This is a genomic window from Pseudomonas sp. PSPC3-2 (assembly GCF_049897085.1).
Lineage (GTDB): Bacteria > Pseudomonadota > Gammaproteobacteria > Pseudomonadales > Pseudomonadaceae > Aquipseudomonas > Aquipseudomonas paraveronii.
In genome coordinates, this window is sequence record NZ_JAFCVO010000019.1 from 98,755 (window position 1) to 121,729 (window position 22,975).

The following is a 22,975-nucleotide window of genomic DNA, read 5'->3' on the forward strand; positions in this document are numbered from 1 at the left end:
GAGCGTATGCAGGTGTTATATGCCGGCAACTCTTTAGACTTCGACGAGTCCGGCTCCGGACTGTCCATGGTCTTCGCTGACTGGCGCTTCAAGTTGCAAGTCAGTAATGCCCTGTCCGTATGCCTGTGCGTAGAAAGCCGTGGCGACCGCCATTTCATGCAAGCCAAGACCGACGAGTTACTGGCGAACATCTTCAGCGCCGAGGGGCACTCGTGAACCTGTACGGCCAGTCAAGGCGCGCCTATGCCTTGAAACAGCGAGGGTGGCGCCTTATTCGGCCTTGATCGGCCCGGAACCGACACGCCACGCGGGCTCCTGGTGGGCGTGTTGCGCCCCCGAGACGCTGACGGCTAAATGGTTAAGCAGGCGCTCGGCGTTGTACTTGGGCGCCAGCGCACTCAATAGCACGACCACTACCCCAGCGCCGATCAGCGACGGCGGCACATTGACCGGCGCGACGTCTATTCGCCACAAGAAAGCCAGCGCAGCCACAGCGCCCAATAACCCGCCCGCCAGCGCCTCGTTCAGAGGGTGAATATACGGCGCGACACAATAAGCACTGAACCAGCCGGTAGCGATTAATCCGGCGATCGCCGCCGGCCAGCGAAAGGCCGGGTTGAACCGGCGTGCAATCAAACTCATTGCCACCGTGACCATCAGGCACGTGTTCATGGCATGCCCACTGAGCACGGCAATATCAAGGTGTTGAAACGAAACGCCCCACCCCTTGAACAGCAACTTGCTGAACGCCACGATTGAATAGGTGCACGTGACGGTGACTACCCACCACCTGAGCGCCAGCGGCGACGAATAGCGCAGCCACACAGCGATGACCAGCGCGGCCGGAATCATGACGGTAATACCGCCATAGTGTGCGAGTTCTGCGCGCATGAGTGACCAACCTGACCCACCAATTTTCCGCGCCCATCTGACCGCAGGCCTGGGAAAAATACAACGTTATCTACGGTCAGACTAAAGCCCTTGCAACGCCGCACGCTGCACCTATGTGCGTCTGCGGGAGGTCAGCCGCCTGCTGGATTGAAGCCTTGCGGGCATGCCATACGGTTTGTCAGCGAAGCGGGTGAAAGGGCTGCGTCGCAACCCCCACTCAGGCCGCGCCCGCCTTGAACGCTTGGTTCGATAATCGAACGGGTTTCCACTTCTGCCATTTAAGTTCCGGGGATGAATGCGGATAGTTCGATCAATATCAATCAAGTGGTCCGCGGAGTACTCCCATGTTTGCCCATCTAAAAATTCGCACCGGCATGATCGGGGTGCTACTGCTGTTCGCCATTGCACTGTTGTTTTCGACCCTTAACGGCTGGCGGTCGGCGGTACTCAGCTACGATCAGATTGACGAGTTGGGGCGTACCTCGCGACAAATCGACGGCATCAACAATGCGTTGCTGCTGGCAATCCGTACCAGCGCCAACGTGTCCTCGGCGTTCATCGAGACCGTCGGCGGGCGTTTCGATGACGCTGAAGCCAGGCTGGTTCGCAGCGAGGCGATCTGGAGTGAAGCCATCGCCAAGGTCAATGCCTCTACCACAGACTTGCGTGACCCGAAGTTGAAGGCCCTCGCTGAAGATCTCAAGCGTGCGTTCGCCGAATACGGCACGGCCATCGTCGGTCAGCGCGCGGCCGCTCGCGCGCGCTCCGCCGAACAGTATTTTCAAGTCAACATCGATGCCGGCAACAGCATGACCAAGCTCCAGGACATTCGCATGAAGCTGGTCGGCGCATTGGATGCGCGTGCTCAGGAGATCAACACGCAGGCGGCTGCGCGGCTACAGACTTCGCAAACCCTGGCCATTGCCTTGATCCTGCTGACCCTGGCGCTTGCTGTCGTCTGCTGGATATTCATCTCGGGCACCGTCCTGCGCCCATTGCGCGCGGCCGGCGAGCACTTCAAGCGCATTGCCGGGGGCGATTTGACCCGCGAGGTCGTCTCGCCTGGCCGCAACGAAATTGGCGAGTTGTTCCTTGAGCTGCAACGCATGCAGGCCAGCCAGCGTGAAACACTGATCCAGATCGCTGACTCAGCCACGCAGTTGGCCTCGGCCGCTGAAGAACTCAACGCCGTCACCGAAGAAAGCAACCGCGGCCTCCAGCAGCAGGACATGCAGCTGGAACAGGCTGCGACCGCCGTTAACCAGATGACCAGTGCGGTCGAAGAAGTGGCGCGCAACGCGGTGTCTACTTCGCAAGCGGCCACCGCCTCCAATACGCTGTCAGAAAAAAGCCGTCAGCAGGTACGCGAGAACATCAGCGGTACGCAATCGATGACCGCCGAGATTCAGGGCAGCGCCGAACGTATCCAGCACCTCGCCGATGAAGTGCGCAACATCGGCAAGGTGCTGGACGTGATCCGAGCCGTCTCGGAGCAGACCAACCTGCTGGCCCTCAACGCAGCGATCGAAGCTGCCCGGGCGGGTGAAGCCGGTCGGGGGTTTGCGGTCGTGGCCGACGAGGTGCGCACCCTCGCCTACCGCACTCAGGAGTCGACCCGCGAGATTGAGCAGATGATTGCGAGCGTGCAGAGCACTGCCGAACAGGCGGTGGATTCGATGCGCAGCAGCACAGCGCGGGCGCAAGGCACGCTGGAGATCACGCAGGCGTCGGGGGTAGTGCTGGAGGATATCTTCGCCGCCATCGGCCAGATCAATGAGCGCAACTTGGTGATTGCCAGTGCAGCCGAAGAGCAAGCCCAGGTTGCCCGTGAGGTGGACAGCAACCTCGTGGCGATCCGCGACCTGTCGGCGCAATCGGCAGCGGGCGCCTTGCAGACCAACGCGGCAAGCCATGCACTGTCGAAGTTGGCCGCCGAACTGAGCGGGCTGGTGGGGCGCTTTCGTACCTGATCCTGCGGGCTCGCCAAGACAGACCGACACGCCACCCAATGCAATGGACATAACGTGAACGCCGCACCTCCCCTTCTCCAGGCGGAGGTAAGCGAACCCTTTCACGATCTCCGGCCGCTGAGCTGCAACCGCTGCGGGAGGCTAATCATCAGTCCACGATCAAGGCCCGGGCCGGCGACGGCCCCTACTGAATGCGGTAGTGAAAGGTATTACGCACCGCCGGCACCGCAACCGCCCTGCCTTCAACGATCCTCGGCGGGTAGCGGAACGTATTCGCCGCCGCCAGTGACGGCCGGATAAACAGCGGGTGACAGCCGTCCAGCACCTTGGGGTCAGCAGCCGCTAGCCAGGCGCTCGCGCAGAAAGTCCACCAGCGCCTGCACCGGCCGCGAACTCTGCCGGTGCTGCGGGTACAACGCCGACAGGGTCAGGGCGTCGGGGGCGAAGTCTTCCAGCAGCGTCACCAGGCGCCCATCCTTCAAGGCCTCGGCGATGATAAAGGTTGGCAGGTAGGTGATGCCCAGGCCGGCGATAGCGGTGTCGCGCAGCAGCTCGCCGTTGTTCACGCGCATGCGCCCGCTGACGTTCAGCGACTGCAGCTTGCCCTTGCTCTGGAACCGCCATTGCACTTGGCGGCCGTGGCCGTAGGGCAGGCAATCGTGGTCGGCCAGGTCGTCAGGTTTGCGCGGTGTACCGTGCAACGCGAGGTACTCGGGGCTGGCGCAATACACGCGCTGCACGCTGGCGATACGCCGGGCGATCAGGGTGGAGTCTTCGAGAATGCCAATGCGCAACACCAGGTCGTAGCCTTCGCCGATCAAGTCCACGGGACGGTCGCTCAGATCGACTTCTACCGATACCTGCCGATAGCGCTGCAAAAACGCCGGCAGCAGGCAGCCCAGGTGGGCCATGGCAAACGACAACGGCGCACTCAGGCGAATTGTGCCGCGTGGCTCGCTGTTCTGGCCGGCGATGCCCTGCTCCACTTGCTCGACTTCACCGAGCAGGCGCAAGGCCGATTCGTAGTAACTCTGCCCCAGGGGCGTGACATCCAGGCGGCGGGTGGAGCGGTTGAGCAAGCGCACGCCGAGGCGGTCTTCGAGCTGGATCAGACGACGGCTGACAAATTGCTTGGACAGCCCCAGTTGTTCGGCGGCGGCGGTGAAGCTGCCGGATTCCATGACCTGGCAAAACAGGCGCATGTCTTCGAAGGGATTCATTGTCGCTTCTCGGTGGACGATGGGCTGATTTATAGCCTGTCAGTGGCCACACCACAAACCCAATGTGTGAACACCATCAAATGTGGGAAGGGGCTTGCCCCCGATAGCAGGGTGTCAGCCAATGCATGCGTGACTGACCCACCGCCATCGGGGGCAAGCCCCCTCCCACATTGATTACCTACATTCGTGAGGTCGGGTTACTTGGCGGTGAACGCCGAGGAGCGGTTCATCAGGTTGCGGTAGTGGGGAATGCGCGCAGCCTGTTGCACAGTTTCGCTGAAAGTGCCGGAGCATCGGTGACCACAAACCTAATGTGTGTACACAATCAAATGTGGGAGGGGGCTTGCCCCCGATAGCAGGGTGTCAGCCAATGCATGCGTGACTGACCCACCGCCATCGGGGGCAAGCCCCCTCCCACATTGATTACCTACATTCGTGAGGTCGGGTTATTTGGCGGTGAACGCCGAGTAGCTGTTCATCAGGTTGCGGTAGTGGGGAATGCGCGCAGCCTGTTGCACAGTTTCGCTGAAGGTGCCGGAAGCATCGGTGACCACAAACCTAATGTGCCAACACCATCAAATGTGGGAGGGGGCCTCCGATAGCAGGGTGTCAGCCAATGCATGCGTGACTGACCCACCGCCATCGGGAGCAAGCCCCCTCCCACATTGATTACCTACATTCGTGAGGTCGGGTTACTTGGCGGTGAACGCCGAGTAGCTGTTCATCAGGTTGCGGTAGTTGGGGATGCGCGGCGACAGCAGGTTGGCCAGGCCTTCCATGTCGTTGCGCCAGTCAACTTGCAGCTCGCAGGCGACGGAGAACCAGTTCACCAGTTGCGCACCGGCAGCGGTCATACGGGCCCAGGCAGCCTGTTGCACGGTTTCGTTGAAGGTGCCGGAAGCATCGGTGACCACGAACACCTCAAAGCCTTCGGCGAGGGCGCACAGGGTCGGGAACGCGACGCACACATCCGTCACCACACCGGCAATGATGATCTGCTTGCGGCCGGTGGCCTTCACCGCTTTGACGAAGTCTTCGTTGTCCCAGGCGTTGATCTGGCCAGGGCGCGGGATGTACGGCGCGTCCGGGAACAGGGCTTTGAGCTCGGGTACCAACGGGCCGTTGGGGCCGCTTTCAAAGCTGGTGGTGAGAATGGTCGGCAAGTTGAAGAACTTCGCCACGTCGGCCAGGGCCAGCACGTTGTTCTTGAATTCGTTGGGGGAGAAATCCTGCACCAGGGAGATCAGACCGGTCTGGTGATCCACCAACAGCACCACTGCGTCATCTTTATTCAGGCGTTTGTAAGTCATGGGAGTAGCTCCTGTTTGTGAAAAGAGGTGGGTTGATTAAAACGCAAAGCACGAGCAGCCAAACGCGCCCCAGAAACCCTGGAAGTCGCTGACCGGCACGCTGCAAAGGCGTGCTTTTTCATGGCGATGGGAATGCACGCCGCACGGGCCGCTGCACTGGTGAACCTGGGCTTGCAACGCCGAAGTCGGACGCCAGTGCCCCGGCACCTTGACCACCGGCGACCAGTCCGGCAGCACCGGCACGCGCGGCGGTGCGTAATCTTCGAAGTCGCCGGCGCCGTACACCACCTTGCCGCCGACCACGGTCAGCACCGACTCGATCCACTTGATGGCCTCTTCATCGACGCTGAAAAAATCCGCCGACAGCGCGGCGACATCCGCCAACTGGCCGACCTTGATCTGGCCCTTCTTGCCCTGTTCGGACGAGAACCAGGCGCTGCCATGGGTGAACAGTTCCAGCGCGGTCAGGCGCGGCAGGCCTTCGGCGTGCAGCTCCAGGCCACCCACGGTGCGGCCGCTGACCATCCAGTACAGCGAGGTCCACGGGTTGTAGCTCGAGACCCGCGTGGCATCGGTGCCCGCGCCGACCGGCACGCCTTCGGCGAGCATGCGCTTGATCGGCGGCGTGGCTTCGGCGGCCTTGGCGCCGTAGCGCTCGACAAAGTACTCACCCTGGAACGCCATGCGGTCCTGGATCGCAATCCCGCCGCCGAGGGCGCGCACGCGCTCGATGTTGTGTGGGGTGATGGTTTCGGCGTGGTCGAAAAACCACGGCAAGCCATTGAACGGGATATCGCGGTTGACCTTCTCGAACACGTCGAGCATGCGCGAGATCGATTCGTTATAGGTGGCGTGCAGGCGGAACGGCCAGCGCTGCTCCACCAGGTGGCGTACCACCGGCTCCAACTCCTGCTCCATGCTCAGCGGCAGGTCCGGGCGCGGTTCGAGGAAGTCTTCGAAATCCGCCGCCGAGAACACCAGCATCTCGCCGGCGCCGTTGTGGCGCAGGTAGTCGTCGCCCTGGTGCAGGGTGACGCTGCCGGTCCAGTGTTTGAAGTCGCTGAGTTCTTCCTTGGGCTTCTGGGTGAACAGGTTGTAGGCGATACGCACCGTCAGCTGTTCGTCCTTGGCCAGTTGCTCGATCACCGCGTAGTCATCGGGGTAGTTCTGGAAACCGCCGCCGGCGTCGATCGCGCTGGTGAGGCCGAGGCGATTGAGTTCGCGCATGAACTGGCGGGTCGAGTTGACCTGGTATTCCAGCGGCAGTTTCGGCCCCTTGGCCAGGGTCGAGTAGAGAATCATTGCGTTGGGCCGCGCTACCAGCATGCCGGTGGGGTTGCCGTGGCTGTCGCGCATGATCTCGCCGCCCGGCGGGTTGGGCGTGTCCTTGGTGTAGCCGGCCACGCGCAAGGCGGCGCGGTTGAGCAAGGCGCGGTCGTACAGGTGCAGCACGAACACCGGGGTGTCTGGCGCCGCCTGGTTGAGTTCTTCCAGGGTCGGCATGCGCTTTTCGGCGAACTGGAATTCGTTCCAGCCGCCCACCACGCGTACCCATTGCGGCGTGGGGGTGCGGTCGGCCTGATCCTTGAGCATGCGCAGCGCGTCAGCCAGGGACGGCACGCCTTCCCAGCGCAGTTCGAGGTTGTAGTTCAAGCCGCCACGGATCAGGTGCAGGTGCGAGTCGTTAAGGCCGGGGATCACCGTGCGGCCTTTGAGGTCGATGACCTGGGTGGCGCTGCCACGCAGGGCCATGGCTTCACCGTCGGTGCCCACGGCCACGAAGCGCCCCTGGCGAATGGCGACGGCGGTGGCGCGCGGGTTTTCACGGTCCACGGTGTGGAACTGGCCATTGAACAGAATCAGATCGGCGTTCATAGGGTTTCCTTTACAGAGGCTTCAAGCCAGGGAGCGAACAAGCGGGTAGCCGCCGGCATCAGCAGGTACACCACCAGCACCACAATGGTCACCGTCACCAGAAAGGTGGCGACCAGGTAGTTGGACAGCAACGGGTGCAGGCGCAATATCGGCCCCCACACGATCGGCACCAGCAGGGTCAGCGGCAGGATCACACACAGGGTGACCACGGCCTGTTTCCAGCGCGGCGGTTTGGCGACGCTGTCGGTTTGCGGCGTGAACCAGAACTCGTTGACCGCACCGATTTCGGTTTGGTCGCCGTCGGCCAACATCGGCGCGGCTTCTTCGATCAGGGTGTGCCGCTGGGGGGAGTCGAGCCAGCGTTGCAGGTCGTCGATGGAGCGGTAGCGCAACACGCAGGTGAACAGCGCCAGGCCACCTTGTTTACCGCGCACGACGTCGACACCGAGATGGCCGGGACGCTCGCCAGCGATGCGCACGATGCGCCGTAGCCAGGCTTCGTAGTCAGCCTCGCTGCCGGATTTGATCCGGTGTTTGACGATCAGGGTGACGACTTCGTCGGGGCTGGTTTCGGGTGTTGGGTTCATGGTGTGTTCTTCCCCCCTGGAGAGCTGAGCGATGGGGGGAGTTTGGCGGCGACGGGCGATTCGGAATTGGATGTTTGTGCTGTTTGGCGGGGCGACCTTTCAGGGGGCGCCTACACAGGGAAAGTGGACATGTGCGCGCTGATCCGGCTCCTCAACCAACGCTCCGCCGGGTCGTTGTCATGCACCCCGCTCCACACCATCGATAACTCCGCTGCGTCGATTGCAAACGGCGGGGCTTGCGCGCGCAACGTGGTGCCTTCGGTCAAGGCACACGCCGCGTAGTCCGGCACCGTCGCGATGATCTGCGTGCCCGCCAGTAACGCACGCAATCCGCTGAATTGCGGCACCGCCAGCACCACCCGGCGCGCTCGGCCGATACGCGCCAGGTCGAGGTCGATATTGCCGCTCAAGTCCCCCGAGAACGACACCATGGCATGGGGCCGCGCGCAGTATTCGTCCAGGGTCAGCGGTGCTATGCCGCCATCGCCGCGCAGTACCTTGCACGGTATGTCGCGCAGTTTCTTGCGCTTGGCATTGGCCGGCAGATCCGTGGTGTAGCTGACGCCAACAGTGATCTCGCCACTGGCCAACAGCGACGACATCAACAAGTAATTGGCGCGGCGCACCACCAGGATAATCCCCGGTGCCTCGTCACGCAGTTGGCTGAGCAACGGCGGGAACAGGCCGAACTCGGCGTCATCGGACAGGCCGATGCGGAACACCGCACAGCTGGTGGAAGGGTCGAAATCCTTGGCGCGGCTGACGGCGCTTGAGATGGTGTCCATGGCCGGTTGCAGCTCCTTGAGTATCGCCATTGCACGTGGCGTGGGCTCCATGCCGCGCCCGTTGCGCAGCAGCAACGGGTCGTCGAACAAATCACGTAAACGGCCCAGGGCCGCACTCACCGCCGGTTGCCCTATGAAGAGTTTTTCAGCGACCCGAGTCAGGTTCTTCTCGAACATCAGCGCTTCGAAAATCACCAGCAGGTTCATGTCGACACGGCGCAGGTCGTTGCGGTTCATGGCGGTATCCAAACAGTTAGCAGAGCACTAGCTAAGCACGCGGCAGGCGAGCGCGATTGCACACCTGTGCTGTCTTTTTTTCACCCGCACCGGGCGAAATTAACAACGATTAACTCGTCAGCCGGACGGCCCTGTACCAAGAATGAGGCCGTCTACACTGCATCCATTCACCGGGAACGCTCCCATCGACCACGGATATTCGTCATGGCCCGACTTGAGCATTGTGCTCCAAGCATTTGCGCGACCGGCGGCCTCTGCTCCCGGCGCGAGCGTATCGCCAAGCAACTGATCCTCGCCAACCTCGGCGAAAGCCTGACGATTGCCGACCTGGCCCAGGCCTGCGCACTGTCGCGCAGCCATTTTTCCCGCGCCTTCAAATGCACCACCGGGCTGTCGCCGCAGGAATGGATTCGCCAACAGCGTATCCAGCGCGCCAAGGAGCTGATCACCGGTTCCTCCTTGAGCCTGACGCAAATCAGCCTGGAATGTGGCTTCTGCGACCAGGCGCACTTCTGCCATATGTTCACCCGCAGCGAAGGCGTCAACCCGATGACCTGGCGCAATCACCAACTGCGCCACAAGCAGGTCATTGCGGCCTAGTGCTCGCTGCACGCGTGGAATATGCTGGGCGGCCCCTTGTCTCAGAGCATGCGCAGGCATGAGCGACCTCAGCGAACAGGCCGTGCACTTCGGCCCGTACCGGATCCACCCGCGTCAACGCCTGGTGCTGGAGGCGGGCCGGCCGCTGCGCCTGGGACGGCGGGCGGTGGAGATCCTGCTGATCCTGCTGGAACAGGCCGGCAATGTGGTGAGCAAGCAGGAACTGATCGCGCGGGTCTGGCCCACAAGCGTGGTCGAAGACGGCAACCTGCGGGTGCATATGGCGGCGTTGCGCAAGGCCCTCGGCGATGGCCAGGCCGGGCAGCGCTATATCGTCACCGTGGCCCAGCGCGGTTACAGTTTTGTGGCGCCACTGAGCATCGAACCGATGACGATTCCAGCCGACGGCATTCCCCAAAGCCAGGCCCATAACCTGCCGCTGCGCCGCACGCGGATGATCGGCCGCCAGGCGCTGATCGATGCGCTGGTGCAGCAATTGCCGCAACAACGTTTTATCACCCTGACCGGCGCGGGGGGCATCGGCAAGACCACGGTGGCGCTGCGCGTCGCCGAATTGTTGATCGGGCATTACCGCGACGGTATTCGCCTGCTGGACCTGGCGCCCCTCAGCGCGCCGTCGATGATCCTGCCCAACCTCGCCGCCCTGCTCGACCTCACACCCGCCGAACACGCGCCGCTGCTCACCCTGGCGCGCAGCCTGCAGGCGCGCCAGTTGCTGTTGGTGATCGACAACTGCGAACACCTGCTCGACGACATCGCGCTGATCAGCGAAACCCTGCTGCGCCGTGCGCCCGACCTGCACATCCTCACCACCAGCCGTGAAGCACTGCGTGCCGAGGGTGAATATGTGCAGCGCCTGGAGCCGCTGGCCTGCCCGCCCGCCACCGGCAACCGTGCCCAGGCCCTGGGCTATCCGGCCCTGCAACTGTTGATCGAACGGGCCATGTCCCATCAGGACAGCTTCGCGCTCAGCGAAGCCGAACTGCCGCTGGCGATTGATATCTGCCAGCGCCTCGACGGTCTCCCGCTGGCCATCGAGCTGGTGGCGGCGCAGATCGAACGCTTCGGCCTGCCAGGCCTGCTGGTGCAGATGGAAGACAACTTTCGCCTGCTGACCCGTGGCCGCCGCAGCGCCCTGCCCCGCCAGCAGACCTTGCGCGCCACGTTGGACTGGAGTTTCGACCTGCTCTCGCCCTGCGAACAGATCTGCCTGCGCCGCCTGGCGGTGTTTCGCGGCGGCTTCAGCCTGGCCAGCGCGGCGGCGGTGATCGCCGGGGAGCAGATCGCACCGGCCGAGGTGCTGGGTTCGATCACCCAACTGGTGGCCAAGTCCTTGCTCAATGTCGAGCCCGGAGATGACGAGATGGTCTACCGCCTGCTCGACATCACCCGCACCTACGCCCTGGAAAAGCTCAGCGTGGCCGCTGAACTCGACACCACCCGCGAACGCCACGCCGCACGCTGCCTGGCCTTGATGGAACAGGCACGGGAAGATTGGGAACGGACCGCGACCCAGCACTGGATCGACCGCTATGCGCCCCTGCGCGAAGACATCCGCACCGCACTGGATTGGGGCCTGAGCGACCAGGGCGCGCACCTGTTGGGGATTCGCCTGACGGTCAGCGCGATGCCGTTGTGGCAGGAGCTGTCACTGCTGAGGGAGCACGGGCTGTACGTGGGCAAGGCGCTCGCGCGGCTGGCGCAATCGCCGGCGCCGAACCCGCACCTGCACATGGCGTTGCAACTGGCGCTGGGCAGTTTTTCGTATCACACCCAGGGCGGTACGCCGCAGACCATTGACGCCTTTGCCTGCGCGCGGCGCCTGGCCGAAACGAACAATGACCTGAGCGGCCAGTTGCGTGCGGTGTCGGGCCACATGGCGGTCAACCTGTGTTGCGGCAACTATCGCCAGGCGCTTGCGCAAAGCCTGCACTTTGATCAACTCAGCCCCCAGGCCGCTCCCTTGCTCGACCTCAGCGCCCAACGCCTGCGGGTACTGGCCCAGCACTTTGCGGGTGACCAGGCATTGGCCCAGCACAATGGCGAACAGGTGATCCAGCGCATGGCCCACAGCGGCCATCTGAACCGGTTCACCCATGGCTTCGGCGTGCAGTACGACCAGAGCGTGGCCTCACTGACGATCCTCGCCCGCATCCTGTGGCTGCGGGGCTTCCCGGAGCGCGCCTGGCGCACCGCGAACCAGGCCCTGGAACTGGCGCTGCAAATCAACCATGGCACCTCGATCTGCTACACCCTGGCCCTGGCCGGGGTGGTCATCGCCCGCTACAACGGCGACGCGACCACGGCGCGTTCACTGCTGGACCTGTTGATGCAACAAGCGCAAAAACACGCGGTGCAGCTGTTTCACACCTGGGCCCGACACTACGCCGGCACGGCGCCAGAGCAAGACATGCACGGGCTCGGCCTGGTCGCAGACACCCTGGTGACCTTCAACGCGCGCGCGGTGGACGCGGCGATGTTCGAGCGCGCCAGAAACGGCGCGGCCGGCTGGTGTACTGCGGAAGTTTTGCGGGTGCGCGCCGAGCACATCGACGATCCCCAGGCGGCAGAAGCACTGCTGCTCGACGCGTTGGGCCTGGCGCACCAGCAAGGTGCCCTGGCCTGGGAGTTACGCAGCGCGACCGCACTGGCGCGGCTGTGGCAGCGCCAAGACCGCCGGCAAGCGGCCCGCGAGTTGCTGAACGCGGTCTACGCGCGATTCACCGAAGGGTTCGCCACCCAGGACCTAATCGGCGTGCGCCGCCTGCTCGACGAGTTGCAAGACAAACGGCCGGCCTGAAAACGCGCCCAGATAATGCCCATACCCTTGCTGCAAACGCGCCACCTGCAGCGGGTCGCGCAGTTGCGCCAGGGCGTAGCTGCGCACGCTGTTGAGCAGGCGATAACGCTCGGGACCGAGACCGGGTTCCACGCTCAGCAGCGAGGTGTCGACCAGTCGCCGCAGCAGGTAAGCCAGATCGGCGTGGGCCAACTCGGTGCCGGCGATCAACTGAGTCAGCGCGGGCAAGCTCACCGCCATCTTGAACAGCCCCAGTTGCAGGAACAGCCAGCGCTCCGGCAGGCTCAGGCGCTCGTATGACCAATCCAGGGCCGCCGCCAGGGATCGGTGCCGTTCCACCGCCGTGCGCCGACCGCGCGCCAGTACCTGTAGGCTGCTGCGCAATTGCACCTGCAAGCCCTGCACGCCGAGGGCGTCGACCTGGGCTGCTGCCAGTTCGAGGGCCAAAGGGATACCGTCGAGCCGGCGGCAGATATCGCGCAGCGCCGGCAAGTCCTGGGAGCGCAGGGCAAACCCTTGCTGACTGGCGCGTACACGCGCAACGAACACCTGCACCGCCGAGTAGGCCATCGCCTGCTCGACACTGCCCCAGGCGGACGGCATCGGCAGCGCCAATCGAGGCACGCGCTGCACCCATTCACCGGGCACCCGCAAGGCTTCGCGGCTGCTCAACAACAGCGTCACTCCGGGCGCGCTGGCCTGCAGCGCGCGCGCCAGATGACGGCAGGCACCGAGCAATACGTCGGCACCATCGAGCACCAACAGTAACTGGCGCGAGGCCAATTGACGGGATAACGCCGAGGCACTGTCACACGCCTCGAGCCCAAGGGTCTGGGCCACGTGGCGCAGGATTGCCGTGGGCGCGTCGACGCTGGCCAGATCCAGCCACCACACGCCGTCGCGATAACGCGGCAACACGCGCTCGGCCAACGCCAGGGCCAGGCTGCTCTTGCCGACGCCGGCGCCTCCGGTCAAGGTCATCAGGCGTTGCCCGCACAGGCGCCGGACCAGCGCACCCAAGAGTTCGTCGCGGCCGATCAACGGGCTGAGTCGGGTCGCCAGGTTGTGCCGCGCTGGCACGTGGCGGGCGGCATCCTGCAGCGGTGCGACGCAGCAATAGCCGCGCTGGGGGTCATTGAGAATGTAGCGACGGCCGCCCAATGCGCGGCGCAGGGCGGCGATATGCACCCGCAGGTTGTTCTCTTCCACCACGCTGCACGGCCAGACGCGGGCGATCAGGGTGTCCTTGCGAACAAATTGCCCAGGCGCTTCGAGCAGCACCGCCAGGATATCCAACGCGCGCCCGCCCAACGGCACAGGCATGCCCGCCTTGCTGACCAGGCGCTGCTGGCGGTGAAAGGTGTAAGGGCCAAAGCGCATCGCATGGTCGTTGTTCATCTGCGTAAAAGCGCTGAAACACCCGGGCTTGGGCGCCTGCGCATCCTTCTTCCATGGGCCTGCCGTTATCTTGCCAGCTCGCCGTGACAGGGCAATGCTGGTACGGGGAGCGATACGGACAATCGGGTGCGCGAGACGGACATCCTGTCGTTAACTGAACTGCTGTCGGTATTGGGTGGGGTTAAGGCCCAGTTTTTCACTGAACAGAAAGCGCATATGTCGCACGCTGCCGAAGCCTGCGTAAAAGGCCGCGGTCTTGAGCGGCAGGTCGGTGGTTTCCAGCAGGTGCCGGGCGCGGTCGATGCGCGCGCCTTGCAGGAACGCCATGGGCGTCATCTGCACTTCTTTGGCGAACAATCGCGCAAAGTGCCGCGCACTCATGCCCGCCAGCGCCGCCATGGATTCGATGGTGAATGACTGGTCCAGATGCGCCAGCACCTGGTTCTGCACCCGCGTGATCGCGGTTTCCTGGGGCGCCACGGCGGCGGTCATCGGGCTGAACTGGGCCTGCCCGCCCTGGCGTTTCATCACCACAAGCAGCACTTTGGCCACGTCCACCGCCACCTGCTTACCGTGGTCCTGAGCGACGACCGACAGCGCCAGGTCGATGCCCGCCGTCACCCCACCCGAAGTGATCAGGCGACCGTCCTGCAAGTAGATGCGGTCGGTTTCAACGATGGCCTGGGGGAAGGCCTTGATCAGCCGCTCGGTGTAATGCCAGTGGGTGGTCACGCGGTGGCCGTCGAGCAACCCGGCATGCCCGAGCACAAAGGCGCCGGTGCAGATCGAGCCGAAGCGCCGCGCGCGCGGGGCGGCGGCCATGAGCCAGGGCAACAGGTCGGGGTGGCATTCGTTATAGGCACCGGGGCCACCCGGCACCAGCAGCAGGTCATAGGCCTCGTGCGCCTGGGCCAGCAGCAGGTCGGGCTGGACGACCACGCCATTGGACGCACGCAGCGGGCCGGGCTCGGTGCCGACGGTCAGGATCTGATAGTGCTGCGCCGCCGGCAGGTAGCGGTTGGCAATCGAAAACACTTCAAGCGGCCCGGCCATGTCGAGCAGGAGAAAGTCTGGAAACAGCGCCATGGCCACGGTGTTCATAGAGAGAGACGTCCATCAGGAAGGAAGGCAGCGGCCATTATGCCACGCCTGAGACTGTCAACTTCAGCATGACAGTTATTCAAATATCAGCTTCTTAATGAATATTTAAGTAACCAGTAACCTTCTTCTCAACGCAAGCGCCCTGCATTTCGCAGCCCGCTCAGACGTGAGGACACCACCATGCTGACCCTTCGCAAAGCCTCCGATCGCGGCGCCGCCAATCACGGTTGGTTGAAGTCGTTCCACACCTTCTCATTCGCCAACTACTGGAACCCCGCCGAACAGGGTTTTTCCGACCTGCTGGTGATCAACGATGACCGCGTCGCGGCAGGCCGTGGCTTCGGCCAGCACCCGCACCGCGACATGGAGATTTTCTCCTATGTGCTCGAAGGTGCCCTGGAACACAAGGACACCCTGGGCACCGGTTCGGTGATCCGTCCCGGCGATGTGCAACTGATGAGCGCCGGCAGCGGCGTAGCCCACAGCGAGTTCAACCATAGCCAAAGCCGTGGCGTGCACTTCCTGCAAATCTGGATCGTGCCGAATGTGGCCGGCGCAGAACCGCGCTATCAGCAAGAGCACTTCAGCGAAGCGCAGAAACGTGGCCGCTTGCAGTTGATCATCGCGCCGGATGGCGCCGACGGCTCCCTGCACGTGCGTCAGGATGCACGGGTGTACGCCGGGCTGTTCAACGCCGACGAAAGCGCACGCCTGGACGTGGCGCCGGACCGCCACGCGTACATCCATGTGGCCCGTGGCAGCGTCGAGATCAACGGCCAGCGCCTGCAGGAAGGCGACGGTGCCCGCGTGCGCGATGAGCGCCAGATCCACCTGAGCCACGGTGAAGATGCCGAAGTACTGGTGTTTGACCTGCGCCCCCTGGAACTGCCGCAGATGCCGTGACCGCTGCGCGATAGCCCGCCCACACGGGCTATCGCTGGCGTCGATAGTCACCATCAACCCAATGAAGTTCTCTTAAAAATGGCAACGCGTAACATCAAACCCACACCAGGCAACACCCTAATCAAACACTCGGAGCACACTCTCATGAAACGCCAACTCTTGCTTAGCCTCGCTTTCTCGGTACTTGCAGCAAACGCTTTTGCCCACCCTGTCGTCGCTGAAGGGGGCGCTGATCGCCTCAACGAAAATCGCGTCGCCGAAGGCGGTGCGGATCGCTTGCAAGGCAACCGTGTTGCTGAAGGTGGTGCTGAACGGCTGTTGGAACGTCGTGTCGCCGAAGGCGGTGCTGATCGCCTGCAAGAACGCGGTCTGGCCGAAGGCGGTGCTGATCGCCTGCAAGAACGCGGTCTGGCCGAAGGCGGTGCTGATCGCCTGCAAGAACGCGGTCTGGCCGAAGGCGGCGCTGATCGCCTGCAAGAACGCGGTCTGGCCGAAGGCGGCGCTGATCGCCTGCAAGAACGCGGTCTGGCCGAAGGCGGCGCTGATCGCCTGCACAGCAACAACGCCTGACCCCGCGCTGTTTGCGCAGCACCCCAAACCGGCCTGATCAGCCGGTTTTTTTTCGTCTGCTCATCGGTTGTTGGCTTGAAATCGCTTGCGATACGCCGCCGGCAGCATCCCCACCCGCTGCTGAAACAGGCGCCGAAACGAGTTGCTGTCTTCATAGCCCACCGCGTAGGTGATGCTTTCGAGCGTCATGCGCGTCGACTCCAGCATCTGCTTGGCGCGCTCCAGGCGCAGGGTCTGCACATAGGCGATCGGCGTATAGCCGGTGGCGTCCTTGAAGCGCCGCTTGAAATTGCGCACACCAAAACCAAAGCGCCGGGCCACGTCGTCAATCACCAGCGCCTGGGCGCAGTGCTGCTCCAGCCAATGCTGCACGCGCAGTATCTCTGCGTCGCCATGGCCCTTGGGCAACGACCACATGGCGTACACCGACTGCACCGTGCGCACCGTGTCGATCAGTAGATATTTGCCACAGGTGTGAGCCAGTTCCGGCGAGCCGAAGCGGCGGATCAGGTGGAGCATCAAGTCCATCGCCGCACTGGCACCACCACCGGTAATCACGCGATTTTCTTCGCAGAGCATCTGTGCGTCATCGAGGATCACGTCCGCGTAGCGTCGCCGGAAAAGCTCGGCAAAGGCCCAGTGAGTGGTGGCATGCAAACCTTGCAGTACACCGGCTTCAGCCAACACAAAGGCGGCAGTACACATCGAAGCCAGCACAGCGCCGCGCCCATGCTGTTCGCGCAGCCAGGGGCCAAAGGCGGCAAACGTCGGCAAAGCCTCTTTTAAGGTGAAGAGAAAGCCGGGGATCAACACCAGGTCGGTCTGCGCGATCTGTGCAGTCGAACAGTCCACTTGCAGACGCTGCCCGCCCCAGGCGTTCACGGCCTGGCCGTCCAGGGACGCGACCACGATCTCGAAGGGCGGGCTGTCGGCAAACAGGTTGGCGGCGCTGAGCATTTCCAGGGCCAGGGTGGCGCTGGCGGTAGAACAGTGATCGGCCAGGAGCAAGGTAATGTGCATTCATGGACCTTTTTTGCGCTTTTGGCATGTAATAAGTCATTTGCGCACCTACCTTAGCCGATTTCGCGCCCTTACAGTGCTGCCACTGATTAACTGTTTGGCGTCTCTATGAATCTCTGGTTTCGATTGCTGTACATGCTCTGCCGTCGCCCCTGGCGCAAACCTGCCGATGGCCTCGCTACCACCGTGGTGCGCATGCGGGTGTGGCCGCTGGACCTGGATATCAACCGGCATGTCACCAATGGCCGCTACTTTTCCCTGGCGGACGTTGCGCGGATGGATTTTGTCTTGCGCACCGGCGCGTTTCGCGTGGCTCTGCGCAACAAGGCGCTGCCGATCGTGGGCGATACCTGGGGCAAGTTTCGCCGCGAGCTCAAGTTATTCGAGGTGTTCGAGGTACACACCCGCATGCTCGGCTGGGACCACAAGTGGAGCCTGATGGAGCACCGTTTCGTCAGCAAGGGTCGGGTGGTCGGCGTGGTGGTGATGCGCGGGCTGTTCCGCTCAGCCAAGGGCACCCTGCCCCCGGCGGATTTTGTGCGTGAGCTGGGGTTGGACGAAGCCTCGCCGCCCATGCCGCAGTGGCTGAGCGACTGGGCGCAGAGTTGCGATGCGATGAGCGTGCAGTTGCGCGGCGAAGAACAGGCGTGAACCGGCGGATGCCAGCGTCTTCAAGTGGGCGCCAGCGTCGTCTCTCGCTACGTGCCGGGCCCCGTTAGCAGGGGGAATACGCTTGATTCCCCCCTTTCTCGATTCAAGCCGGGCTGCGCTCCTCCAACCCACGCGCCGCCAACGCACCCAACACCCCACCGGCAATTGGCGCCAGCCAGAACGCCCAGAGTTGCGCCAGGTACTCGACGCCAGCGAACAACGCCGGCCCGGTGCTGCGCGCGGGGTTGACCGAAGTGTTGGTGACGGGGATCAGGATCAGGTGAATCAAGGTCAGCGCCAGGCCGATGGCAATCGGCGCAAAACCGGCAACCGCGCCCGGCGCAGTCACGCGCATGATGATCAGCACAAAGAAGAACGTAGCGATCAGTTCGGCCAGCAACGCCGCCTTCATGTCGAACTGGCCGGGGCTCAGCGGGCCATAGCCGTTGGCGGCAAAACCACCCACTTCAAAGCCTGGCTGCCCGCTGGCAATCACAAACAGGGCGGCGGCGGCGACAATCGCACCCGCGACCTGAGCGGCTATGTAGGGCAGCACATCGACGCTGGGAATGCGGCGCCCGGCCCATAGGCCAATGGTCACCGCCGGGTTGAAATGCCCGCCCGAGACGCCGCCGACCGCGTAGGCCATGGTCAGTACGGTGAGCCCGAACGCCAGGGACACCCCCAGAAAACCGATCCCCAGTTCCGGGAATGCCGCCGCCAGAATGGCACTGCCACACCCGCCGAACGTCAACCAGAAGGTACCTGCAAACTCTGCGGTCAAACGCTTTTGCACAATCAACTCCATTGCTTTTCAAACGCCACGGCCCTGCTCGAAGGGCGTGGCAATCGCCGTCACCACAGGATGTGGGAGGTCCTGGGTGACGGTAGCAACAGGCGCCAAGGCGCCTTGTAAGATTTGTCTGGTTTTAGTCGCGCGCGACACCCTGCCCAAACCGCCGGATCGCCAGGCAATAGCCGATCAACGCCAGCGCCGCCAACACGCCGCCCGCCGCGCCGATCCAGGCGAAGCCGAAGTGGCTGCCGACCCAACTGCCCATCAGCGCACCGCCGCCGATACCGACGTTGTAGATACCGGAGAACATCGCCATGGCCACGTCGGTGGCGTCCGGCGCGAGCACCAGGACTTTGGACTGCATGGCCAGGCCGAAGCCCATGATCGCCATGCCCCAAAACACGCTCAGGCCGACGAGGTAGGATTCGGCCCCGCTCAACGGCAGCATCAGTGCCAGGCACGCGGCCAGCAGGAACACCGCGCCGACCACGAACAGATGCGGGCTGAACCGGTGTACCAGGCTGAACAACAGCGAGCCGATGATGCCCGCACCGCCGAACACCAGCAGGAACAGGGTCACGACATTACCGCTCAGGCCGGCGACACGTTCGACAAAGGGTTCGATGTAGCTGTAGGCGGTGAATTGCGCGGTGATCACCAGGGCGGTGAGCACGTAGAGCGCCACCAGTGCCGGGCGCTTGAACAGCAGCGGCAAGCTGCGCAGGGAGCCGGAGTTCTGGCTCGGCAACAGCGGTAAGGTCCGCGCTAGCCAGAACACCAGGGCCGCAGCGAATGCCGCAATCACCAGGAACGTGGTGCGCCAGCCCATCGCTTCGCCGAGCAGGCGGCCAAGGGGAATGCCCAACACCATCGCCAGCGACGTGCCGGTGGCCAGCAGGCCGAGGGCTTGTACTTGTTTGCCGGCCGGCGCCAGGCGTACCGCGAGGGACGCGGTGATCGACCAGAACAACGCGTGGGATAAGGCGATGCCGATCCGGCTGACCATCAGCAGGCCAAAGCTGTTGGCGACGCTGGAGAGGATGTGACTGGCGATGAACAGGCCGAACAACACGATCAGCAGCTTGCGCCGTTCGATGTTGCGCGTCAGCAGCATCACCGGTAGCGAGGTCAGCGACACGATCCAGGCATAGATCGTGAGCATCAGGCCGACGCTGGCAATCGGCATGTCGAAGCTGGCGCCGATGGCGCTGAGCAGGCCAACGGGCACAAATTCAGTGGTATTGAACACAAAGGCGGCCAGCGCGAGGGCGATGACCGGTTGCCAGTTGGCACGGGGCGTTGCGGTTGAAAGGCTCATTGAAGGGCGAGGTACTCTGACGATGATCGAACGGCCACCCAGGACAAGCGCCGCCGCCGAGCATTCTATAGGTTTCTCGCTCGGCTGTTGACGCTCATCCGGGGTAAATCGCCCTCGGCAGGATCAGCGTAGCCCCCTCACGGGTCGACCTGCCCCATCAGTTCCGGAATGCTTTCCGGGCGCTGGGCATAACGCTGCGCCAACGCCGCACACACCATCAGCTGGATCTGGTGAAACAGCATCAACGGCAGGATCAACACGCCCATGGTCGCCCCGGCGAACAGCACCTGAGCCATCGGCACCCCGGTGGCCAGGCTTTTCTTCGAACCGCAGAACAGGATGGTGATGCGGTCCTCCTGGTTAAAGCCGAAGGCCTTGCCCAACAGCGTGGACGCCACCAATACCAGGGCGAGCAACACGCAGCAGGCCACCACCAGGCCGCCCAGTTCCCACAGCGGAATCTGCTGCCAGATGCCTTGGATGACCGCTTCGCTGAACGCGCCGTAGACCACCAGCAGGATCGAGCCCTGGTCGACGAACTTCAGCCAGGCCTTGTTGCGACCGACCCACTCGCCGATCCAACGGCGGGCGATCTGCCCGGCGATGAACGGCAGCAGCAGTTGCACGCTGATTTTCAGCATGGCGTCGACGGTCGAACCGCTCTCGCCGTGGACATTCAGCAGCAGCGTCACCAGCAACGGCGTGAGGAAGATCCCGAACAGGCTCGACGCCGCCGCGCTGCAAATCGCCGCCGGGATATTGCCGCGCGCCAGCGACGTAAAGGCAATCGCCGACTGCACCGTGGCCGGTAACGCGCACAGATAGAGCATGCCCATGTACAGGTCTTTGCCGATCAGCGGCGACAGCAGTGGCTTGAGCGCCAGGCCCAACAGCGGGAACAGCACAAAGGTCAGGCTGAACACCAGCAGGTGCAGGCGCCAGTGACCGGCCCCGGCAACGATGGCCTGGCGCGACAGCTTGGCGCCGTGCAGGAAAAACAGCAGCGCGATGGCCAGGTTAGTCACCCAGCCGAAGGCCACGGCGGTCTGGCCGCTGGCGGGCAGCAAGGACGCGAGGACCACCGTGGCGATCAGGGTCAGGGTGAAATTGTCGGGCAGAAAGCGCGGGCGAGTCATAAGCAGGATCTTCCGGGGTTGCCAAGAGCGTCATCACGACTCTAACGTAACGCTTTATTACCGACTAACGCCAATGAGCCAGTAAATGCCGCCTAAAGGACATGACAAGACCGTCCGCCGCAGCGTGCCCGGGCTTTCCAGCCTGCCACGCCCGGTGTACGGGCGCACCGAATCCTTGCCCAACCGCGCCCTGACCCGTCGGCACAGCCACCCGTGGGTGCAGTTGTCCTACGCGATTTCCGGGGTGCTGGAGATCCAGACCAGCGTCGGCCGCTTCGTCGCGCCGCCGCAGCGCGCGGTGTGGATTCCGGCGGGCATGCCGCATCGGGTCTACAGCTCGCCGCACACGGAGATGCGCAGCCTGTACCTGGATTGCAGCGTCACCGGGTGGGCGGACGAACGTTGCCAGGTGTTGGCGGTGAGCAGTTTGTTGCGCGAGTTGATCCGCCGCTTCAGTGAACTGCCGGTGGAATATGCCGAAGCGGGACCGGACGGCAGGCTCGCCCAGGTGATACTGGACCAACTGGCGGCGGCGCCCCAGGTCGATTTGATGCTGCCGTTGCCCCTGGACCCGCGCTTGCGGCAGATCTATCGCAGCTTGAACCTGCACCCGGAGCAACCCACCACCCTGGCGGATTGGAGCCGCAAGCTGGCAGTCAGTGAGAAAACCCTCAGCCGCCTGTTTTTGCGTGATACCGGGCTGACCTTCCGCGCCTGGCGCCAGCGCTTGCGCCTGCTCAGCGCCCTGCCCGCCCTGGAGCAAGGCGAGCGGGTGACGGATGTGGCGTTGGCGTGTGGGTATGAATCCACGTCGGCGTTTATCAACGCGTTCCGCCAACAATTCGACGCCACTCCCGGCGAGTTCTTCCGCTAATGCAGAGGAAGCTGCTCAGCGTTGCTTCATGCGGTCGATCACCACCGCCAGCAGCAGGATCGAACCGCGGATCACATACTGGTAGAAGGTGTCGATGTTCTTCAGGTTCATCGCATTCTCGATGATCGCCAGAATCAGCACCCCAGCGATCACATGACGGATCATGCCGATACCGCCACTGAGCGACACCCCGCCTAGCACGCAGGCGGAAATCACCGTCAGCTCAAAGCCCTGGCCGATCATCGGCTGGCCGGAAGTCATGCGTGACGCGAGGATCACCCCGGCCAACGCGCCGATCAGGCCATGCACGGCAAAGATCAGGATTTTCGTGCGGTCCACGTTGACCCCGGCCAACAACGCGGCTTCCGGGTTGCCACCGATGGCCATGGTGTTGCGCCCGTAAGTCGTGTAGTTGAGCAGCCAGCCGAAGAACAGGAAGCAGACGATGGTGATCAGGATCGGCACCGGCACGCCCAATAGCTGGCCGTTGCCGAACACGAAGAACTGATCCTGGGACACGCCCACCGCCTTGCCGTCGGCAAAGATATAGGCCAGGCCGCGCACGATCTGCATGGTCGCCAACGTGGTGATCAGCGCATTGACCCGCAGCTTGGCGATGACGATGCCGTTGATCAGCCCGACGATCAGGCCCATCAGCAGCGCCGCGCCGATGCCGAGCATGACGCTGTCGGTGTCGCGCATCACAATTGCCGCGACCACGCCGGCGCAGGCGATCACCGAGCCCACCGACAAGTCGAAGTGCCCCGACGCCAGGCAGAACAGCATGGTGCAGGCCGCAATGCCCACCGTGGAAATCGCCAGGCCCAGCCCGCGCATGTTCAGCGGCGAGAGGAAGTTGTCGATCAGCAAGGCACACAGCAGAAAAATCCCCAGCGCCGCGAGCAACATCGC

Annotated in this window: 21 protein-coding genes and 1 pseudogene; 8 read left to right on the forward strand and 14 right to left on the reverse strand. The window is 63.5% G+C overall.

All coding sequences use genetic code 11. The features are described from left to right. Positions 1-6 precede the first annotated feature (6 nt). The gene (locus tag ACP7CJ_RS24735; RefSeq protein ID WP_276193518.1) at positions 7-216 is read left to right on the forward strand and encodes a phosphomannomutase; all 210 of its coding nucleotides are present in this window, start codon (positions 7-9) and stop codon (positions 214-216) included. A 54-nt stretch (positions 217-270) separates the two neighbouring features. Here the strand turns inward: ACP7CJ_RS24735 and ACP7CJ_RS24740 are convergent, their stop codons facing one another. After that, entirely contained in the window at positions 271-891 is a 621-nt protein-coding gene (locus ACP7CJ_RS24740; protein ID WP_276193519.1) for a hypothetical protein, read from the reverse strand. Between the two features lie 344 nt (positions 892-1,235). Between ACP7CJ_RS24740 and ACP7CJ_RS24745 the strand changes: the two genes are divergently transcribed. Further along, positions 1,236-2,861: a methyl-accepting chemotaxis protein gene (locus ACP7CJ_RS24745; protein WP_276193520.1), complete on the forward strand. Its 1,626-nt coding sequence runs from the start codon at positions 1,236-1,238 to the stop codon at positions 2,859-2,861. A 184-nt stretch (positions 2,862-3,045) separates the two neighbouring features. On the opposite strand, the pseudogene ACP7CJ_RS24750 reads toward ACP7CJ_RS24745, so the two are convergent. The 6 genes and pseudogenes from ACP7CJ_RS24750 to ACP7CJ_RS24775 form a co-directional block, all read right to left on the reverse strand. Next, positions 3,046-3,195 (reverse strand): annotated as a pseudogene (locus ACP7CJ_RS24750) (energy transducer TonB); the annotation flags it as partial. Further along, positions 3,194-4,081 (reverse strand): LysR family transcriptional regulator, encoded by an 888-nt coding sequence (locus tag ACP7CJ_RS24755; RefSeq protein WP_426102459.1) that lies wholly within the window; start codon positions 4,079-4,081, stop codon positions 3,194-3,196. The gene ACP7CJ_RS24755 and the pseudogene ACP7CJ_RS24750, both read right to left, overlap by 2 nt. A 692-nt stretch (positions 4,082-4,773) precedes the next feature. Then, positions 4,774-5,391 carry an isochorismate family cysteine hydrolase YcaC gene (ycaC, locus tag ACP7CJ_RS24760; protein WP_276193522.1) on the reverse strand — a complete coding sequence of 206 codons (618 nt, stop codon included), beginning with the start codon at positions 5,389-5,391 and terminating at the stop codon, positions 4,774-4,776. Between the two features lie 36 nt (positions 5,392-5,427). Further along, positions 5,428-7,266 (reverse strand): amidohydrolase, encoded by a 1,839-nt coding sequence (locus ACP7CJ_RS24765; protein ID WP_426102461.1) that lies wholly within the window; start codon positions 7,264-7,266, stop codon positions 5,428-5,430. Next, a complete protein-coding gene (locus ACP7CJ_RS24770) occupies positions 7,263-7,853 on the reverse strand; it encodes an antibiotic biosynthesis monooxygenase (protein ID WP_426102463.1) in 591 nt (196 codons plus the stop codon). The genes ACP7CJ_RS24765 and ACP7CJ_RS24770 overlap by 4 nt, the downstream gene beginning before the upstream one ends. Before the next feature lie 110 nt (positions 7,854-7,963). Continuing rightward, positions 7,964-8,875 (reverse strand): LysR substrate-binding domain-containing protein, encoded by a 912-nt coding sequence (locus ACP7CJ_RS24775; protein ID WP_426102465.1) that lies wholly within the window; start codon positions 8,873-8,875, stop codon positions 7,964-7,966. Positions 8,876-9,079: 204 nt separating this feature from the next. On the opposite strand from ACP7CJ_RS24775, the gene ACP7CJ_RS24780 reads away from it, so the two are divergent. Further along, the gene (locus tag ACP7CJ_RS24780; protein WP_276193526.1) at positions 9,080-9,475 is read left to right on the forward strand and encodes a helix-turn-helix domain-containing protein; all 396 of its coding nucleotides are present in this window, start codon (positions 9,080-9,082) and stop codon (positions 9,473-9,475) included. 58 nt (positions 9,476-9,533) lie between these two features. Continuing rightward, on the forward strand, positions 9,534-12,296 hold the full coding sequence (locus ACP7CJ_RS24785) for an ATP-binding protein (protein WP_426102467.1): 2,763 nt from the start codon (positions 9,534-9,536) through the stop codon (positions 12,294-12,296). Here ACP7CJ_RS24785 and ACP7CJ_RS24790 read toward each other — a convergent pair. Both ACP7CJ_RS24790 and ACP7CJ_RS24795 read right to left on the reverse strand, forming a co-directional pair. Continuing rightward, a complete protein-coding gene (locus ACP7CJ_RS24790; RefSeq protein WP_426102469.1) occupies positions 12,243-13,694 on the reverse strand; it encodes a winged helix-turn-helix domain-containing protein in 1,452 nt (483 codons plus the stop codon). The two genes, ACP7CJ_RS24785 and ACP7CJ_RS24790, sit on opposite strands and share 54 nt — an antisense overlap. Before the next feature lie 150 nt (positions 13,695-13,844). Continuing rightward, entirely contained in the window at positions 13,845-14,795 is a 951-nt protein-coding gene (locus ACP7CJ_RS24795) for a GlxA family transcriptional regulator (RefSeq protein ID WP_426102471.1), read from the reverse strand. 180 nt (positions 14,796-14,975) lie between these two features. On the opposite strand from ACP7CJ_RS24795, the gene ACP7CJ_RS24800 reads away from it, so the two are divergent. Beyond that, the gene (locus ACP7CJ_RS24800; protein WP_276193530.1) at positions 14,976-15,698 is read left to right on the forward strand and encodes a pirin family protein; all 723 of its coding nucleotides are present in this window, start codon (positions 14,976-14,978) and stop codon (positions 15,696-15,698) included. Positions 15,699-15,897: 199 nt separating this feature from the next. Then, on the forward strand, positions 15,898-16,305 hold the full coding sequence (locus ACP7CJ_RS24805; protein WP_426102473.1) for a hypothetical protein: 408 nt from the start codon (positions 15,898-15,900) through the stop codon (positions 16,303-16,305). 23 nt (positions 16,306-16,328) lie between these two features. Here the strand turns inward: ACP7CJ_RS24805 and ACP7CJ_RS24810 are convergent, their stop codons facing one another. Further along, positions 16,329-17,288 (reverse strand): GlxA family transcriptional regulator, encoded by a 960-nt coding sequence (locus tag ACP7CJ_RS24810; protein WP_426102475.1) that lies wholly within the window; start codon positions 17,286-17,288, stop codon positions 16,329-16,331. Between the two features lie 108 nt (positions 17,289-17,396). Here ACP7CJ_RS24810 and ACP7CJ_RS24815 point away from each other — a divergent pair, with 108 nt between their 5' ends. Continuing rightward, positions 17,397-17,939: an acyl-CoA thioesterase gene (locus tag ACP7CJ_RS24815; RefSeq protein WP_426102477.1), complete on the forward strand. Its 543-nt coding sequence runs from the start codon at positions 17,397-17,399 to the stop codon at positions 17,937-17,939. Positions 17,940-18,042: 103 nt separating this feature from the next. Here the strand turns inward: ACP7CJ_RS24815 and aqpZ are convergent, their stop codons facing one another. The 3 genes from aqpZ to ACP7CJ_RS24830 form a co-directional block, all read right to left on the reverse strand. Continuing rightward, complete coding sequence (gene aqpZ / locus ACP7CJ_RS24820) at positions 18,043-18,747, reverse strand: aquaporin Z (protein WP_276193534.1); 705 nt, start codon at positions 18,745-18,747, stop codon at positions 18,043-18,045. A gap of 121 nt (positions 18,748-18,868) precedes the next feature. Beyond that, on the reverse strand, positions 18,869-20,053 hold the full coding sequence (locus tag ACP7CJ_RS24825) for a sugar transporter (RefSeq protein ID WP_426102479.1): 1,185 nt from the start codon (positions 20,051-20,053) through the stop codon (positions 18,869-18,871). Between the two features lie 137 nt (positions 20,054-20,190). Beyond that, the gene (locus ACP7CJ_RS24830; RefSeq protein ID WP_253394956.1) at positions 20,191-21,189 is read right to left on the reverse strand and encodes a bile acid:sodium symporter family protein; all 999 of its coding nucleotides are present in this window, start codon (positions 21,187-21,189) and stop codon (positions 20,191-20,193) included. Between the two features lie 85 nt (positions 21,190-21,274). Between ACP7CJ_RS24830 and ACP7CJ_RS24835 the strand changes: the two genes are divergently transcribed. Next, positions 21,275-22,063: an AraC family transcriptional regulator gene (locus ACP7CJ_RS24835; RefSeq protein WP_426102481.1), complete on the forward strand. Its 789-nt coding sequence runs from the start codon at positions 21,275-21,277 to the stop codon at positions 22,061-22,063. Between the two features lie 15 nt (positions 22,064-22,078). Here the strand turns inward: ACP7CJ_RS24835 and araH are convergent. Further along, the coding region (araH, locus tag ACP7CJ_RS24840; protein ID WP_426102483.1) for an L-arabinose ABC transporter permease AraH at positions 22,079-22,975 on the reverse strand (897 nt) is incomplete at its 5' end.